The organism is Streptomyces sp. NPDC006925 (assembly GCF_042869575.1).
Classification (GTDB): Bacteria; Actinomycetota; Actinomycetes; order Streptomycetales; family Streptomycetaceae; genus Streptomyces.
Genome location: NZ_JBIAGB010000003.1, coordinates 30,210 through 46,642, shown reverse-complemented (window position 1 = coordinate 46,642; position 16,433 = coordinate 30,210). Strand labels below are relative to the sequence as shown.

Here is a 16,433-nt window from a genome sequence, read left to right as displayed (position 1 = left end):
CGCGGTCCCCTGCCCGGGGCGCGCGCCTCCGGGTCAGGGCCCGCGCCAGACGGTCGTCGCGTTGCAGAACTCGCGGATGCCGTGCCCGGCCAGCTCCCGTCCGTAGCCGGAGCGCTTCACCCCGCCGAAGGGCAGTGCCGGATGCGAGGCGGTCATCCCGTTGAAGAAGACCCCACCCGCCTCCAGGTCCTGGACGAAGCGGTCCGCCTCGCACTCGTCCCGCGTCCACACGTTCGAGCTGAGCCCGAACGGGGTGTCGTTGGCGAGTGTCAACGCCTCCTCCACGTCCGCCACCCGGTAGAGGGTCGCCACCGGACCGAACGCCTCCTCGCGGTGGATGCGCATCTGCGCGGTGACGCCTGTGAGCACGGTCGGCTCGTAGTAGAAGCCCCGCTCCAGCCCCTCCGGCCGACGGCCCCCGCACAGTGCCTGCGCCCCCTGGGCCAGCGCGTCGGTGACCAGCTCCTCCAGGTCCGCGCGGCCCCCGGCGCCGGAGAGTGGGCCGACATCCGTGCCCGGCTCCATGGGATCGTCCACGGTCAGTCCCTGCATGCCCGCCGTGAACCGCTCCGCGAAGGCGTCGAACACGTCGGTGTGGACGAGGAAGCGCTTGGCGGCGATGCACGACTGCCCGTTGTTCTGCACCCGCGCGGTCACCGCGGTGCTCGCGGCGGCCTCGACGTCGGCCGACGGCATCACGATGAAGGGGTCGCTGCCGCCGAGTTCGAGGACGGTCTTCTTGATCTCGTCCCCCGCCACCGAGGCGACCGCACGTCCCGCGGCCTCGCTGCCCGTCAGCGTCGCCGCGACCACCCGCGGGTCGCGCAGCACCGCCTCGACGGTACCGGAGGAGATCAGCAGCGTCTGGAAGCAGCCCCGCGCGAAGCCCGCCCGGTGGAAGAGGTCGCCCAGATAGAGCGCGGTCTGCGGCACGTTCGAGGCGTGCTTGAGCAGCCCGACATTGCCCGCCATCAGTGCGGGTGCGGCGAACCTGACGACCTGCCAGAGGGGGAAGTTCCACGGCATGACGGCCAGCACCGGCCCCAGCGGCCGGTAGCGCACCTCCGCCCGCGCCGCGCCGGAGTCGGCCACGTCCTCGGAGGCCGGATACTCGGGAGCCAGCAGTTCCTCGGCGTTCCGGGCGTACCAGCGCATCGCCTTGACGCACTTGGCGGCCTCGGCGCGGGCGGCGGCCAGCGGCTTGCCCATCTCCGTCGTCATGACACGGGCGACACCGTCCGCCTCCCGCTCCAGCAGGTCCGCGGCCGCGTTCAGCAGCCGGGCCCGCTCCTCGAACGTGGTGGTGCGGTAGCCGCGGAAGGCGGCGTCCGCGTCCGCGAGACGCTGCTCCACCTCCTCGGCGGAGAGCGGATCGAACGTCTCGATCGTCGTGCCGTCGGCGGGGTTCACCGTGGCGATGGGCATGGCCACCTCTCAACCGTGGGCCCGGCGGGGCCGGGCGCCGGGATCCTCAGGGCTCCGTCGCCGGAGGAACGTCCTCGGGGTCGTAATCGTCGACCCCCGTCTCGACCCGTTCCTGCTCCGTACGCCGGGCCAGCGCCTCGTCGTCCGGCTTCTCCGGCATTCCGCCGTGCGTCCGGCGCTCCTCGGGCCCGCGGATCTGATCGGACTCGCTGCCTTCCTGGTCCGGTCGGCGCTTGGACATCTGCCGCTCCTCACCTCGAGCAGGTGTTCTCGGACACCCCCATTCCAGGGAACACCCTTCCGGCGGGTCGCACCAAGCGGAGCCGCCCTGCGCGCTCCCGGTGCCGGGCCGACCACGGGCGGTGGCCGGTGGGGCGGGGAACGGTGGCCGACGGTGGCCCGCATAGGCGCGCGCGGACAGCGTTGCGCGCGGGCCGGCCCGCGCGCCGTCGGAACCGCGCTCTTCCTCTCCCGCAGGGTGCCGCTCCGGTCGGCCGGCGTCCGCGCGTCGGCGGAGTACGGCTACGGGCCGCCGCGCAGCCCGGAGCGGACGCCGGTGCTCCGCGACGGCCCGGCCGCGTCCGGCGGACCTCGACGATCCGGGGACGCGCCCTACCGCCGCTGCCGTACCGCCGGAACGGGCCGCGTACCGGACACGTCCGCCGCTGCCTCCGGTACGGCCGTCTCCCCGCCGGCCGGGAGGGCCGGTCGGGGCGCGCGCCGCCGGGCCTCCCGCTCGCCCGCGACCCGGACGACCACCCGGCACCCGCCGCCGGTGCGCCGTGGCCGGGCTGCCCGCGCGCGACCGGCTCAGCACGTACGCGAGTTCGACCGGGTCGCGCCGACCGCGCGGCGGTCCGCCTGGGCGTGCCCCGGTCAGCCGGGAGCGCCGGGCCGCTCGCGAGAGTGTTTCTCGCCACTCGCGAGCCTGACTCGTGGCAGCCGAACGTACCCTCTTCACCAGCCTGCCCCGGAGGGCCGGGCAGCCGTGCGAGCGACGACGAGGATGATGTCCGTGGATGCCAGCAGCCGTGTCGAAGCGGTGTACGCCGAGGTTCTGCGCCGGAACCCGGGAGAGCCCGAGTTCCACCAGGCCGTGCGGGAGGTGCTGCACAGCCTGGAGCCGGTGCTGCGCAAGTGCCCCCAGTACGCGGACGCGAACCTGGTCGAGCGGCTGGTGGAGCCCGAGCGGCAGGTCATCTTCCGGGTGCCGTGGACGGACGACGCGGGCGAGGTGCACGTCAACCGCGGCTACCGGGTCCAGTTCAGCAGCGCGCTGGGTCCCTACAAGGGCGGACTGCGCTTCGTGCCGCAGCTGTCGCTGGGCACCGTGAAGTTCCTCGCCTTCGAACAGATCTTCAAGAACGCGCTCACCGGACTGGGCATCGGCGCGGGCAAGGGCGGCGCCGACTTCGACCCCAAGGGGCGCAGCGACGCGGAGGTGATGCGCTTCTGCCAGTCCTTCATGACGGAGCTGCACCGGCATCTCGGTGAGCACACCGACGTGCCCGCGGGCGACATCAATGTCGGCGCCCGCGAAATCGGCTACCTGTTCGGCCAGTACAAGCGGCTGGCCAACCGCTACGAAGCGGGGGTGCTCACCGGCAAGGGCATCGGCTGGGGCGGCTCCTACGCCCGCACCGAGGCCACCGGGTACGGCACCGTCCACTTCGTCCAGGAGATGCTCGGCACCCGCGGCGAGGAGCTGGACGGGCTCCGGGTCGTCCTCTCCGGCTCCGGCAACGTCTCCCTCTTCGCCGTCGAGAAGGCCCAGGCGCTCGGCGCTCAGGTCGTGGCCTGCTCCGACTCCTCCGGCTACGTGGTGGACGAGGCGGGACTCGACCTCGACCTGCTCAAGGAGATCAAGCTGGAGCGCCGCGGCCGGCTGGACACCTACGCCGAGGCACGCGCCGGGGCCCGCTTCAGCAGCCGCGGCTCGGTCTACGACGTGCCCTGCGACGTCGCCCTGCCGTGCGCCACGCAGAACGAACTCCGCGAGGAGCACGCGGTCGCCCTCGTCAAGAACGGGGTCAAGGCCGTCGCCGAGGGCGCCAACATGCCCTGCACCCCCGACGCGGTGGCGGTGCTGCGCGAGGCGGGCGTCCGCTATGGCCCGGGCAAGGCCGCCAACGCGGGCGGCGTGGCCACCTCCGCGCTGGAGATGCGGCAGAACGCCGCCCGCGAATCCTGGACGTTCTCGGAGGCCGAGTCGCGGCTCGCCGTGGTGATGCGGGGCATCCACGCCGACTGCGTCACCGCGGCGGAGGAGTTCGGCACCCCCGACGACTACGTACTGGGCGCCAACGCCGCGGGATTCCTCCGGGTCGCCGAAGCGATGCGCGACCAGGGCGTGGTGTAGCGGCCCGCGGACCGGTCCGGGCCGGTCGTCCGCGGGCTCCCGTCCGCGGTCCGGACCGGCCCGGCGTACGCGGCGCCGCAGCGCGGGGCGCGCCGGAGCGCGCCGCCTCCGTGCTCCGGAACGTCACCCGCTCCCTGTGGGGGCGGGCATCACCCGGGGATGCGGTGCCGCGCGATGTGGCGCGCCGGGAACGTGGCCGGATCCGCGCGCAGCCGGTCGAGAGTGCGCTGCGCGAAGGTGACACCGGAGGCGGCGACTTCCCGCAGCGGAGCCAGGAACTCCAGGGCCTCCGGGCGCTCGGCGCCTTCGGCGATCCGCGCCCGCAGGCCGGTCTCGCTCAGCCGCAGCAACTCGGCCGCCACCTCCCGCACCGGACGGCCCGCCAGCCGGGCGGCCGTCCCGCGGCGGGCGATGTCGCGGACCGCCGCGCGGTGCTCGGCCGCGCCGATCCCGCGCAGCAGTTCCCAGGCCGCAGCGCGGGACGGCGGGTGATAGCACAGCCCGGTCCAGAACGCGGGCGCAGCGCAGAGCGCCCCGTAGGGCGGGCCGTCCACCGCGCGCAGCTCCAGCGTCTCGCGCAGCCGTACGTCCGAGAAGATCTGCGACAGATGGGCTCGCCAGTCCTCGGGCCCGGGCCGGCTTCCGTCCCCGAAGCCCTCCCGCAGCAGCGTGCCGAACGGCTCCGGCGGCGCGGCGCACCGGCCGCCGTCCGGCGACTCGTGGTGGATCATCGGAAGGCCCAGCGCCCAGTCGATGAACGCCTCCACGTCCACATCCTCGCGCAGCAGCGTCGGGACGACCCCGGTGCGCTCCGGATCGGTCCGGCTGAGGTAGGCCATGCGCCGCGACAGCCACCCGCACGGACGGCCCCCCTCCAGCGGCGCGTTGACGAACAGAGCCGCCGCCGGTGTGGAGGCGGCCGACAGCACTCGCAGCTTCTCCGCCAGATCCGCGGGCCCGCCGTAGTCGAGCGACACCTGCGTCGAGAGGGCCAGCGACATCACCTGCACCCCGGCGGAACCGGGCGGGCCCAGCCCCTCGAAGTGGCGCCGCATCACCGGGGTCCGCGAGTGCGGCACCCAGTCCACCTCGCCGGGCGCGGTGAACGGGTACTGCGCCCCGGGCACCAGCGCGAAGCCGAACCATCCGGCCGCCGCGGCCAGTCCGCGCAGCGCCCGGTCCGTCACCTCGGCGAGCTCGGCGACACAGGAGCACGGCGGTGACGAGTACTCGACCGCGCCTCCGTGCTCCAGCGAGACCGAGCCGCCCTCCGGCAGCCGCACGCCCACCAGCGCCGTGCGGTCGTACTGGGGCACCGCTCCGGGCCGTCCGGCAGCGAGCCGCTCCAGCAGGGCACGTACCCCGCCCGGTCCGGCGTACGGCACCGCGTGGCCGGTGGCCGGGTCCAGCGCCGCGGCCTCCACCTCGATCCCGACCAGGCCGCGACCGGCCGTGCCCGCACCGGTCTGCTGCGCGAAGACCGCCCGCAGCTCCGCTCGGGAGAGGGACGGCGGGACGGGGGCGGGAGCCATGACGCACCTCGAAGCGGATCGGTCAGCATCGGTCCGGGACGCAGGAAACGGAACCATCCCGTCGTCCCGACCGCCGGGTACCCCGGCGTGCGGCCGCAACAGGTGACCCCTTCGGCCCACGTCCGCGTCCGCCGGTACCGGTGCCGCCCGTGGCCCCCGCACGCCTCACATCAGCCAGGCGCCCGCGGTGACCGCGCCGCACGCGGCGCCCGCGGCCGTCTGCGCCACCGTGTGGTACTTCAGCGCGATCCGGGACCAGCACACCGCCACCACCAGCGGGCAGGCCAGCAGCCACCAGGGGGAGTGCACCACGGCCGCCATCGCCACCACCGACGCGGCCACCGCCGAATCCACGCTGATCTTCCAGACGGTGTTCACGGCCAGCAGGCACACCGTCATCGCCCACAGGGCCACCATCGCGACCAGAATGTCGCGGGGGGCCCGCCCCAGCACCATCACCAGCGCGCCCACCCCCACCGAGCCGAGGATCACCGCGAAGATGGGCAGCCGCTGGGTGCGATCCACCACGTGCCGGTCGCCCCAGGTGCCCCGCCTGCGCTCCCACTCGATGTAGGAGGCCGGGACGAGGCCCGCGCACAGCGCCGCGAACAGCCCCCAGGGCGCACCCGTCCAGTCCCCCGCGGCGGCCACGCCCAGCCCGGTCAGTCCCACCAGCAGCGCGTTGCGGGGCTGCAGGACATCGGTGACCAGGCGTGCGGCTCTCACGGCGCGGCTCCTCGCGGGGCAGGGGTGCCGCAGGAGACGCGGCGGGCGCCCCCACCGTAGCGGGGAGCCCGGACAGCGGGCCGGGCGCTACCACCGTAGGGCGGTGAAGTCGACGGGCCGCGGCCGCAGTGTGGCGGCGCGCTCCGCCAACTGCCGCAGGCGCCGCCCCATCTCCTCCGGGGGCAGCCGCCTGCGCCCGCCGTGTCCGGGCAGCAGCCACGCGAAGCGCAGCTCGCCCGCCACCGAGGCCAGCGAGGCGGCCAGTTCCTCGATGGAGTACCAGGTGACGCTCTGCGCGACCTCCAGGTCCTCCAGGGTCCGCGCCCAGTAGAAGCTGTCCCCGCTGAAGCAGTAGTGCTCGTCGGCCAGGTACAGGACGCTGCCGCGGGTGTGGCCCGGCAGCGGGACGGCGACGACACCCTCGCCGACCTCGGAGGGCGCCCGGCCGCGCAGCACCCGGTCGGCGTCCGGGGCCGCGTCCAGGTCTCCCTCGTGGATCCACAGACGGGCATCCAGCCGGTCGGCCCAGCGCCGGCCGTGCGCCGCGTGGTCCCGATGGGTGAGCAGCACGTCGGTGATGCGGCGGTCCGCCGTCCAGCGACGGGCGAGCGGTTCGCTGAAGCGCGGGGTGTCGACCATCATCCAGTGCCCCGCGGGACGCCGCAGCAGGTAGGAGTTGGCGCCCGCGGTGCGGGGCGAGTTGTGTCCGCACAGCAGCACGTTCTCGTCGAGCGGCAGCGGGAACGGGTCGGGTGCCGCCGGGTCGAACCGGCCACCCGGCGGGCGCACCGACCGGGTGTGGCAGGCCAGCGCGGCCGCTCGCAGCTGCGCGGTCTCGGCCGGGCTCCGCGGCTGCCGGACGATCTCGGAGCGGCCCTGTGCGGCGCGGATGAGCCCGGGGGCGAGCTGACGGGCCACGTCGCAGTCGGTGCAGCGCTCGTCGACGTACCAGCCGGCGGGCCCGGCTTCGGCGGTGCTCTCCATGGGAACTCCCTCCTGGAGGCGCGCACGAGGGGTGCGGCGCGCCCGGACGTGCCGCGGGCTCGGCACGTCTCCAGCACACCCCGCACACGGGCCGGAGCGAAAGGGTGCACCTTCCGCCACCCGCCCGTGTGCGGTGGCTCCGCGCCGGTCTCCGCGCCGGGGTTTCGCCGGGCGGTGCGGTCAGCGCCAGGTGATGCGGTCCGCCTTGGGCGGCCGGATCGGTTCCTCCGGGGTGGAGTGGTTCTTGAGGTAGTCCGTGAACGCGGCCAGGTCACGGGTGACGGACGTGCGCTCCGTGCCGTCCTCGAGCACGCTGAAGCCGTTGCCGCCCTGTGAGAGGAAGTCGTTGACCGAGACCCGGTAGGCACGCGCCTCGTCCACCGGCTCGCCGTTCACCCGCACGCTCTCCGCCAGCAGCCGGTCCGCGCCCTCGCGGGACATGTCGACGTCGAACCGCAGCGCGTCGGAGATCTGCAGCACCTGGGGATAGCCCGCGTTGGAGCCGGAGAACTGCTGCCGCAGCACGTCCAGCAGCTGCCGCCCGGAGAGGGTCATCGTCACCAGTGGATTGTCGAACGGCTGCACCTGGAAGGCTTCGCCGAACGTCACCACCCCGTCGCCCTCCTGGCCCGAAGCGCGGTGGACGAGGTCGGAGCGCACCCCTCCCCAGTTCAGCAGGGCCAGTTCGGCGCCCGCCTCCCGGGTGGCCGCCACCTGCGCGTCGGTGATCAGGTCCCCGAGCGGGGTCTCCGGGTCGGGGGAGCCCCGGCCGGGGATGTCGTCGGAGATGTAGCCGACCGGCTCGTTCGCCAGCTCGGCCGAGCGGGACCGCCACTTCTCCACGACGCGTTCCATCGCCGGCTGCCCCGGGGTGCCGGTGGTGACGATGTGGCTCGTGGCCCGGGCCGAGGAGCGCACCATGTCCCCGGTCCTGCGGTCGATGTCGAAGCGCAGGTCGGTGAAGGTCCGGCCGAACGAGGCCGATTGCGTGACCAGGCGCGGCTGCCCCGCCGGATCCTGCACGGAGCACACGTAGGGCTCGTGCGAGTGACCGGTGACGAACAGATCCACCTTCGGCGACGCCTGCTCACCGATCCCCTGGATGCGCCCGTCCAGTCGGTCGTCCGCCCCGTGCTCGCCGCAGGTGGCGTCGTACTTGTCGCCGGGCGGCTGGGCGCCTTCGTGCACGAGTGCCACCACCGCCTTGACACCCTTGCGGTCCAGTTCGTCCGCGTACCGGTCGATGGTGGCGACCTCGTCCTCGAAGACGAGGTTCTTCGTCATCGAGGCGCTCACAGCCGACGGAGTGTCCTTGCTGGTCAGCCCGATGAACCCGATCCGCTCGCCGCTCGGCAGCCGCTTGATCCAGTACGGCGGCAGAACGGGCCGCGGCCGGGCGGCCGGCCGGGCACGAACCGGCGCCGTGCGCGGCAGTACGTTCGCGGCCAGGTAGCGGAATCCGGCGCCGTCGTAGGGCTGGCCGGGGTCGGCGCAGCCGTCCTTGGGATGGCAGCCGCCCTCGACCATCCGCTGCAGTTCCTCCGGCCCCTCGTCGAACTCGTGGTTGCCGACGGAGCTGACGTCCAGACCCAGCGTCTCCAGGGCCTCGACGGTCGGCTCGTCGTGGAAGGCCGCCGAGAGCAGCGGACTTCCGCCGATCATGTCCCCGGCGGCCACGGTCAGCGAGTCGGCGCCCTCGGCGTCGGCACGCGCCCGGTCCAGCAGCGTGGCGAGCCGCGGCACGCCACCGGCCTGCACCCGCTCCGGTTCGCCATCCGCACCGCGGCGCCGGACGGCACCCGCGGGACCCGGCACGGCGTCGAGATTGCCGTGCAGGTCGTTGACGGCGAGGAGTTGGACGGGCGTCGTCCGGCCGGCACCGGGCGCGGGTGCCGGGGCGGCCGCCGACAGGCCGGGAACGAGCAGCAGGGCAGCGCTCGTCCCTGCCAGGGCGAGGCGGCGCCGGGCGCCGCGGACATCCGGGCGGGCGCGGGGGCGCGGTGGTACTCCGAGCACGGGGTGCCTTTCACACGGGCGGACAGGTCCGGGTGGCGGGCTCCGCCCTGCCACCCGGACCGATCAAAGCGCTCGCACCCCGCCCTGCCGGGCCGCGTCGCCCGGGTGCCACCCGGAGGAGTGGCACACCGGGTGTGGTGTGCGCATCTGCGGGGCCGCTCCCGGTACGGTCCGGGCCGGGGTTCCGGCGCGGAACACCCCCGCCGCGGTGCCGAGTCGGGTCCTACGCCGGATAGGCCAGGTAGAGAAGCGCTGCCAGGACGGCACCGAGCAGCGGGCCGACGACGGGGACCCAGGAGTAGGCCCAGTCGGCCTTGCCTTTGCCCTTTATGGGCAGCACGAACGCGTAGGCGAGCCGCGGGCCGAGGTCGCGGGCCGGGTTGATGGCGTAGCCGGTCGGCCCGCCGAGCGAGGTGCCGATCACCAGCACGACGAAGGCGACGCCGGCGTATCCCAGGGCGGAGTTGCCGAAGTCGGGTATGCCGCCCTCACCGGGACCGGGCTTGAAGGTCGGGGAGAAGAGGATGAAGGCGATCAGGACGAAGGTGCCCAGTACCTCGGTGACGACGTTCCAGAAGCTGTTGCGGATGGTCGGCGCCGTGGAGAACACGCCGAGTGTGCCCGCCGGATCATCGTGGTGGTCGAACTGCAGCTTGTAGGTGGCCCAGCACAGCACCGCGCCGATGACACCGCCGAGCAGCTGCGCCAGCATGTACACGGGGACGTCCGACCAGTCGGTCTTGTCGGCGACGGCGAGGGCGAGTGTGACGGCGGGGTTGAGATGCGCCCCACTGGGCGCCGCGATGCTGGCGCCGGTGAAGACCGCGAACCCCCAGCCTATGTTGATGAACAGGATGCCCCCGCCGTTCCCGTTCGTTCTCCGCAGCGCGTGGTTGGCGACAACCCCGGTGCCCAGCATGACCAGTACTGCGGTCCCCAGCAGCTCCCACAAGAAGATCGAGCCCGCGCTCATCCGCTACCTCCACAACGTCGCGGCTCAACACGCCGCGCTCTCGGCGGCGATGGGCGCGCACCTTACTGGCACAACAGTGCGCCGCTCCAGGGAGGCGACGGAGAATTCCCTGCGGAGAAGCGGTTTTCCCGCGCCGGGGGGCGGGCGGAGGTCCTCGGACATACCGCGCCCGGTGCCGGGCGCGTCCGCCGGGGGGCTGGGCTTCGCTCCGGGAGGCCGGGTGTCCGGACGGCGCACCGCGGACCGGGGCGCCGTGGACCGGGGCGCCGTGCCGGCCGGGTCAGTCGCGGCGCGCCACCAGCAGGTCCACCACGTACTCTTCCTCCACCCGCTCGTGCGGAAAGAGCGCGCGCAGCCGGGTCCGCTCGGCGTCCAGGAAGTCCCGGGTCGCCTGCTCGGGCATGACCAGGAACCCCGAGTGGCTGGCCAGGTTGCCCAGATGGACATCGAGCGGGACGGTGCGGCTCCACCGGGTGTGGCGGTGGGACAGCCGGAGCCCGTCGAGGCCGGCCCTGCGGAGCGCGCCGTGGTCACCGACCTGGTTCAGGGGCGGGGAGGAGACGCCCGTATGGCGCGTGATGCGCTCCGCCTGCGCGCCGATCCAGGGCACGTCGTGGGCGGTGAGGTTCCACCAGACGACGAGCGATCCGCCCGGACGCAGCACGCGCAGCGCCTCGGGGACCGCCCGGTACGGCTCCGCCCAGTGCCACGCCTGCGCGTAGGTGACCAGGTCGCGGGACCCGTCCGCGAGGGGCAGCGCGTTGGCGTCCCCGCGCACCAGCGGCACGTCCGGCAGGCTCTTGCGGAACCATGCGGCCATGCCCTCGCCGGGCTCCACCGCGACGACGTCGGCGCCGCGTTGCACGAGCTGCGTGGTGGAGATGCCGGTGCCCGCCCCCACATCGGCGATCCGGGCTCCCGCCAGGGGTATCTCCGAGAGCTCCTCGACCAGTTCGAACAGCGTGGGTGGGTAGAACGGCCGGAAAGCGGCGTACCGGTCGGGCGCCGTGTTGAACGACATCGCTCGGGTCAAAGGGGTCACCGACCCATCCTGCCCGCCCCTGCTCCGCCTATTACCCGGTTCCGAGCCGGCCGTGCCGGGAGCGCACCGCCGTGTGCGGTCCCGGCACGGAGGAGTTCCGCAGGGGGCCGGGCCCGACCCGGTTCGGCGGGCCCGTTGCCCGCGCGCCGGTCGCGAGCCGGGCGGCCCGGCGGCGTGCGCGGCGGGCCCCCGCCGTGCTCACCGCTGCGGCGGCAGCCCCTGTGTGCGGTCCGGCGCTCCGCGGTTCCGGCCGGGTGCGCTGCTCAGTAGGCGGGTCTCGTGCAGGGGGAGGAATCGGGCGGCGTCGTCGGGGGTGAGCCAGTGGCCGACGGTGCGGTGCAGCGGGACGAGCGTATGGGCTTCGAACAGGTGGGCCAGCAGGGTGCGGCCTCCCGAGGGGCACAGCGTGCTGTCGACGGCCAGCAGCCGCCCCACCGTGAGTCCCGCCGCATCGCCCAGATGGGTGTTCAGGGCTCGCGCCGCGCTTGCCGCGGGGGTCTCCGTCGCCGTCACCAGGGCTCCGGGCAGTCGGCAGGGTGCACCCCCGCCCCAGGCGTCCCCGGATTCCTCGGCGTCGAGCACGAGGATCCGGCCCGCCGCATCCGTGACCAGGGCAGCGGCGGCCACTGCCGGGCCGGGCAGCAGGGCGCGGCGGTCCCCTTCGTCGAGGGGCGCCGGGTGACCGTCCAGCAGGTGCGCCGTGTGGGCGCCGCGCTCGGCGGCGAGGGCGGCGGCCGTGCGGCGCCGCAACCGCTCGGGCAGCCTCGCCAGCGCCTCGTTCGGGGGAAGGAACGCGGCCGCCCGCAACTCGTCCCGCTGCAGCCGCAGGTCGTGTGCGCTCACCGGGTGCGGGAGGTGGACGGCGTACACACAGGCGGTGAGCGCCCTGCCGTAGACCGCGGCGGGCACGTTGTCGACGGCGAGCAGCCGGCCGACGCGCAGCGCGGGGGGCTGCAGTTCCTCCCGGAGCTCCCGCACCAGGCCGTCGACCAGACCCTCGTCGTCGACCATGCCGCCGGGCAGATCCCAGTCCGCCTTGTAGACCGGGTCGACCACCAGCAGGTCGCCGCGTTCGTCGCGGATCACCGCGTCCACGGCGGCGGCCGGGGCCGGGTGCGCGGCGAGGTAGGCGGCGAGCTCGTCCTGGGGGAGCGGCACTGTCGCGGTGAGGGGTGCCCCGAGGGCCGGGGTGGACGCGGGTGCGGTGGTGGTGGCAGGCGTACGGGGTGTCGACGTCATGCGGCCCTCCTCGTGTCCGGTGGCGGAGGCGGGCCGGAACGGTGCCCGAGCCTCCTGTGAAGTCAACTGACCCGCCGCGGAATTGGGTACGCCGCTCGTTCGGCTCAGCCGTGGCGCCGCCAATCGGGTCTCCGGGCTGCTCAGCGGATAAAAGGTGCATATGGTGGCCATTCGGCGGAGGCGGTCGACGAGGCGTCCCGAGCCGCACCGCACCGGTACCGGACGACGAGGGGAAGCGCGACGGTGAGCGAACAACTGAGCGGCGAGCTGGGCGGGAGCGGGGCCGCGGCCCCCGGCACGGCCACCCGCCCGCACGTCCGGGTACGACAGGGCCCCGGCAGCGTGCGCGAGGCCGCGCCGCGCTCCGCGCACCCCGTCGTGCGGATCTTCGAGGACGCCGCGCGGGCCGTGTCCGGCTATCCGCTCGCCCCCCTGGTGACCGACGAGTTCTGCGTACTGATCGGCCCGGGCAACGCCTCCACCATGATCGCCGTCTACTTCGACGACGTGGCCACGCTCTGGGTGGACCAGTACATGTGGAGCGAGTACGAGTGGTCCGACCTGGACATGGGCGAGTTGGGCTTCCTGGCCGAGGCCGTGGCGGCCGTGCAGCGCGGGGACGGTGCCGTGCACTTCCGGGAGGACGACGGGCGCCTCGTCCACCTCGGCGGCCGGGTGGGCAACCACGTCATCGGCCCGGGCGGCGTCCACCCGCCGCCCCTCACCCTGCCCCTCATCCCGTGGGCGACCCAGCTCGGTCCTGCACCGCGCTGACCGGTTCCGGCTGCGGCCCCGTACCCCCGGCGCCACAGTGGAACCCAGGGCGCGCAGCGGGCTCCGCGGCGGAAGCGGAGCAGCGCCGGCACCGGCACGGATTCGAGGACCAGGCATGAGCGGCGACGACGACGTGCTGCGGACCTACCGCGGCAAGCGGCGCTTCGAGCGGACGGCGGAGCCCGCGGGAGGGTCACCGGAGGGCGGCGGCGAACCGCGCTACGTGGTGCAGATCCACGACGCGACCCGGCTGCACTTCGACTTCCGGCTGGAGTGGGACGGTGTGCTGAAGTCCTGGTCGGTGCCGAAGGGACCCTCCACCGACCCGCACGACAAACGGCTGGCCATGCCGACCGAGGACCATCCGCTGGAGTACCGCACCTTCGAGGGCGTCATCCCGGCGGGAGAATACGGTGCCGGGCCGGTCATCGTCTGGGACGAGGGCACCTACGAGCCGCTCTCCCGCGACTTCGGCAGGGCGCTGGAGAAAGGGCACATCTCCTTCCGCACACACGGCGGCAAGCTGCGCGGCGACTGGGCCCTCTCCCGCTTCCGCGGCGGGGAGGACGGCGAGCGCGAGGCGTGGCTGCTGGTCAAGAAGAACGACCGGCACGCCTCCGCGCGCGGGACGCCCGATCCGTGGCGCGTCCGCTCGGCCCGCAGCGACCGCACCCTCAAGCAGGTCGCCAGGGAGGCGACCGAGGAGTGGACCCGGGAGGGCGGCCGGTCGTGAGCGGTCTGCTGGAGTCGCTCCCCGAGGAGCAGCGCGCGCTGCTGCGCCCGACGACCCCGGGCGCGGAGCCGGCCGGGCGGCCCATGCTCGCGGAGCTGAGCGACCGCCGGGACTTCCCCGCCGGCCGCTGGATCTTCGAACGCAAGCTCGACGGAGTGCGGACGCTGGCGGTCCGGGAACACGGCCGGGAGCGGCTGCTCTCCCGGACGGGGCGGCGCGTGACGGAGACCTGGCCGGAGATCGCCGACGCGCTCGCCGCCCAGAGCTGTCCGGACTTCACCGTCGACGGCGAGATCGTCGCCCTCGTGCACGGCCGCACCGACTTCGCCCGGCTCCAGCAGCGCATGCAGCTGAGCACCGCCCGGCGGGCCAGGGCCAGCGGTGTGGCCGTCACCTACTACGTGTTCGACCTGCTGCGGTTCGACGGCAGGGATCTGACCCGGCTCCCGCTGCGCACCCGCAAATCGCTGCTGCGCCGGGCCCTGGAGTTCGGCGGCCCGCTGCGCTTCACCGCCCACCGCAACGAGGGCGGCGGACGGCTGCTGGAGGAGGCGTGCACCCGCGGCTGGGAGGGACTGATCGCCAAGCGGGCCGACGGGCGATACCTGCCGCGCCGCTCACCCGACTGGCTCAAGCTCAAGTGCACCGGCGGCCAGGAGTTCGTCGTCGGCGGCTTCACCGAGCCCGCCGGGACACGGGAGGGCTTCGGGGCGCTGCTGCTGGGCCACTACGAGAGCGGCGCGCTGCGCTACGCGGGCAAGGCCGGCACCGGCTACGACCGCGCCACCCTGCTGTCGCTGCGCCGCGCGCTCGACCGGCTGGCGGCGGAGCGCTCCCCGTTCGCCGACCCGGTCCGCGAGCGGGGCGTGCACTGGGTGGAGCCGCGCCTGGTGGCGCAGATCGGGTTCACCGAGTGGACGCGCGACGGAATGCTGCGGCATCCCCGCTTCCTGGGGCTGCGCGACGACAAGGAGCCCGAGGATGTCGTCCGGGAGCGGCCCCGCCGCTGACCGGCCGGACTCCGGCGTGTCCGGGGCCGCGGCCGCTGCGTAGCCGTGGTGTCCCGGGGGTACCCGCTGTGGGTCCGCACGAGAGGAGGCCGCCATGACGGGAGACGGCAGGGACATCCCCGCGGAGGAGGGCGTCACCCTCGAGGACGCCGCCGAGCTGCGGCCCGGGCCCGTGGCGGGCCGGGAGCCGGGCGAGCGTCTGGAGCGCGGCCACTGGCAACCGCCCGTGGAGTCCGACCCGCCGCCGCGCGTCGCCGGGGACGACAGCGGCGGATTCGACACCTCGTTTCTGACCCCGCAGGCCGAGGCCGAGCAGGAGCACGCGGAACCCGCCGACCCGGGCGCCGAACCCGAGGACGAGGGCATCCCCGATCTGCAGGACGGCGCGCCGATGCAGCAGCGGTCCAGCGACCCGCAGCAGGAGGCGGTGCCCGGCGACACGCCGACCGCCGTCACGCGCGCCGCTCCGACCCCGGCGGAGATGCGCGCGGGCGAGTCGCTGGACGAGCGGCTCGCGGAGGAGGAGCCCGAGGAGTCCGAGCGGAAGGTGGTCTCCGGGCTGCCCGACGCTCTCGCGGGGGCGCTCCGCGCCGACCTGGAGGCGGCGCCGCCTCGCCGGCAGGACGTCTACGGCCGGGAGGCGGGGGAGAGCGAGGGGCTGTCCCCCGAGGAGCGCGCGCTGCGGACGGTGGACGAGGACGAGATGTGAACCGGGGGAGCGGAGATCCCGCGCCGGGATCCGGCGCAGGGCGGGGAGACGGCGCCCGGGGCGGGCACGCGGCAGGAGACGGTACGGGGGAGGAGGCATACGGCTGCGTCCGCACGCTGAATGCGCCCCCTAACGCGCCCCCCAATAACACATCGCACACGTTTGGTCTCAATGTGTGGCCAAAACTGTGCGCCTCTTCGCTCCTATGAGCTTGTATGTATGGAGTTGCGCCTGTCATCCGTGAGGCGATCAGGCATCTAGGGGGGACCAAGAGTGATCCGGGTACTGCTGGTGCACGATGTCCGCATACTCCGCTGCGCGTTGGCCGCTCTGGTCGGCCGGGAGCCCGACATGGCCATCGAGGCCGCACCCGCCAAGGACGCGATGCGGCTGGCACGGACGCTGACCGCCGACGTCTGCGTCGTGGACGCCGATGTGACCCAGCGTTCGCCGCTGGACGAGCTGGCGGGGTTCTCCCGGACCGGAGCCGCACGGACCGCCGAAGCGGCCCAGCGGCTGCTGGTACTGGTGAGCCAGCACTGCCCGGGGGCCCTGCGCCGCGCGCTGGACGTGGGAGCCCGCGGATTCGTGTGCAAGGACGCGCTCCCCGAGCAACTGGTGACCGGCATACGAAGAGTCGCCGCCGGCGAGCGCTTCGTCGACAACGCGCTCGCCGGCACCTTCTTACACGCCTCGGAAGCCCCGCTGAGCGAACGGGAGCTGACCGTGCTCTCGGCGGCGGCCGAAGGCGCGTCCGTCGGCGAGATCGCGCGGCACCTGGGGCTCTCCACCGGCACCGTACGCAACTACATGTCCGCCATCACGCGGAAGACGGGCGCACGCAACCGGGTGGACGCCATCCGCATCTCCCAGGGAGCCGGCTGGCTCTGAGCGGGCATCGGCGCCGCAGC

At 74.1% G+C, this 16,433-nt stretch carries 15 protein-coding genes; 6 read left to right on the top strand and 9 right to left on the bottom strand.

Annotation, left to right across the window (positions count from 1 at the left end):
* Positions 1-33: 33 nt before the first annotated feature.
* Both ACFYNS_RS05340 and ACFYNS_RS05335 read right to left on the bottom strand, forming a co-directional pair.
* Complete coding sequence (locus ACFYNS_RS05340) at positions 34-1,425, bottom strand: NADP-dependent succinic semialdehyde dehydrogenase (protein ID WP_388601422.1); 1,392 nt, start codon at positions 1,423-1,425, stop codon at positions 34-36.
* Positions 1,426-1,471: 46 nt separating this feature from the next.
* Entirely contained in the window at positions 1,472-1,666 is a 195-nt protein-coding gene (locus tag ACFYNS_RS05335) for a hypothetical protein (RefSeq protein ID WP_388600937.1), read from the bottom strand.
* Positions 1,667-2,431: 765 nt separating this feature from the next.
* Between ACFYNS_RS05335 and gdhA the strand changes: the two genes are divergently transcribed.
* Positions 2,432-3,784, top strand: coding sequence for an NADP-specific glutamate dehydrogenase (gdhA, locus tag ACFYNS_RS05330; protein ID WP_388601420.1), 1,353 nt, complete (start codon positions 2,432-2,434; stop codon positions 3,782-3,784).
* A 149-nt stretch (positions 3,785-3,933) separates the two neighbouring features.
* On the opposite strand, the gene ACFYNS_RS05325 is transcribed toward gdhA, so the two are convergent.
* The 7 genes from ACFYNS_RS05325 to ACFYNS_RS05295 form a co-directional block, all read right to left on the bottom strand.
* On the bottom strand, positions 3,934-5,316 hold the full coding sequence (locus ACFYNS_RS05325) for a glutamate-cysteine ligase family protein (protein WP_388600935.1): 1,383 nt from the start codon (positions 5,314-5,316) through the stop codon (positions 3,934-3,936).
* A gap of 165 nt (positions 5,317-5,481) precedes the next feature.
* Positions 5,482-6,042: a hypothetical protein gene (locus tag ACFYNS_RS05320; RefSeq protein ID WP_360297897.1), complete on the bottom strand. Its 561-nt coding sequence runs from the start codon at positions 6,040-6,042 to the stop codon at positions 5,482-5,484.
* 87 nt (positions 6,043-6,129) lie between these two features.
* On the bottom strand, positions 6,130-7,026 hold the full coding sequence (locus ACFYNS_RS05315) for a 4Fe-4S domain-containing protein (RefSeq protein WP_360297899.1): 897 nt from the start codon (positions 7,024-7,026) through the stop codon (positions 6,130-6,132).
* 180 nt (positions 7,027-7,206) lie between these two features.
* Positions 7,207-9,042 (bottom strand): bifunctional metallophosphatase/5'-nucleotidase, encoded by a 1,836-nt coding sequence (locus ACFYNS_RS05310; protein WP_388600933.1) that lies wholly within the window; start codon positions 9,040-9,042, stop codon positions 7,207-7,209.
* A 223-nt stretch (positions 9,043-9,265) separates the two neighbouring features.
* Positions 9,266-10,015, bottom strand: coding sequence for an MIP/aquaporin family protein (locus tag ACFYNS_RS05305; RefSeq protein ID WP_075000692.1), 750 nt, complete (start codon positions 10,013-10,015; stop codon positions 9,266-9,268).
* Between the two features lie 280 nt (positions 10,016-10,295).
* A complete protein-coding gene (locus tag ACFYNS_RS05300; protein WP_360297906.1) occupies positions 10,296-11,057 on the bottom strand; it encodes a class I SAM-dependent methyltransferase in 762 nt (253 codons plus the stop codon).
* 198 nt (positions 11,058-11,255) lie between these two features.
* A complete protein-coding gene (locus tag ACFYNS_RS05295; protein WP_388600929.1) occupies positions 11,256-12,296 on the bottom strand; it encodes an NUDIX domain-containing protein in 1,041 nt (346 codons plus the stop codon).
* Positions 12,297-12,539: 243 nt separating this feature from the next.
* On the opposite strand from ACFYNS_RS05295, the gene ACFYNS_RS05290 reads away from it, so the two are divergent.
* From ACFYNS_RS05290 to ACFYNS_RS05270, 5 genes are all read left to right on the top strand, one after another.
* Complete coding sequence (locus ACFYNS_RS05290; RefSeq protein WP_360303374.1) at positions 12,540-13,070, top strand: hypothetical protein; 531 nt, start codon at positions 12,540-12,542, stop codon at positions 13,068-13,070.
* A 115-nt stretch (positions 13,071-13,185) separates the two neighbouring features.
* Positions 13,186-13,803, top strand: coding sequence for a DNA polymerase ligase N-terminal domain-containing protein (locus ACFYNS_RS05285; RefSeq protein ID WP_360303372.1), 618 nt, complete (start codon positions 13,186-13,188; stop codon positions 13,801-13,803).
* Positions 13,800-14,813, top strand: a complete 1,014-nt coding sequence (ligD, locus tag ACFYNS_RS05280) for a non-homologous end-joining DNA ligase (protein ID WP_360303370.1) — start codon at positions 13,800-13,802, stop codon at positions 14,811-14,813. The genes ACFYNS_RS05285 and ligD overlap by 4 nt, the downstream gene beginning before the upstream one ends.
* A 94-nt stretch (positions 14,814-14,907) precedes the next feature.
* Positions 14,908-15,522 (top strand): DUF5709 domain-containing protein, encoded by a 615-nt coding sequence (locus ACFYNS_RS05275; protein WP_360303368.1) that lies wholly within the window; start codon positions 14,908-14,910, stop codon positions 15,520-15,522.
* 273 nt (positions 15,523-15,795) lie between these two features.
* On the top strand, positions 15,796-16,413 hold the full coding sequence (locus ACFYNS_RS05270) for a LuxR C-terminal-related transcriptional regulator (protein ID WP_388600926.1): 618 nt from the start codon (positions 15,796-15,798) through the stop codon (positions 16,411-16,413).
* Positions 16,414-16,433: the final 20 nt, after the last annotated feature.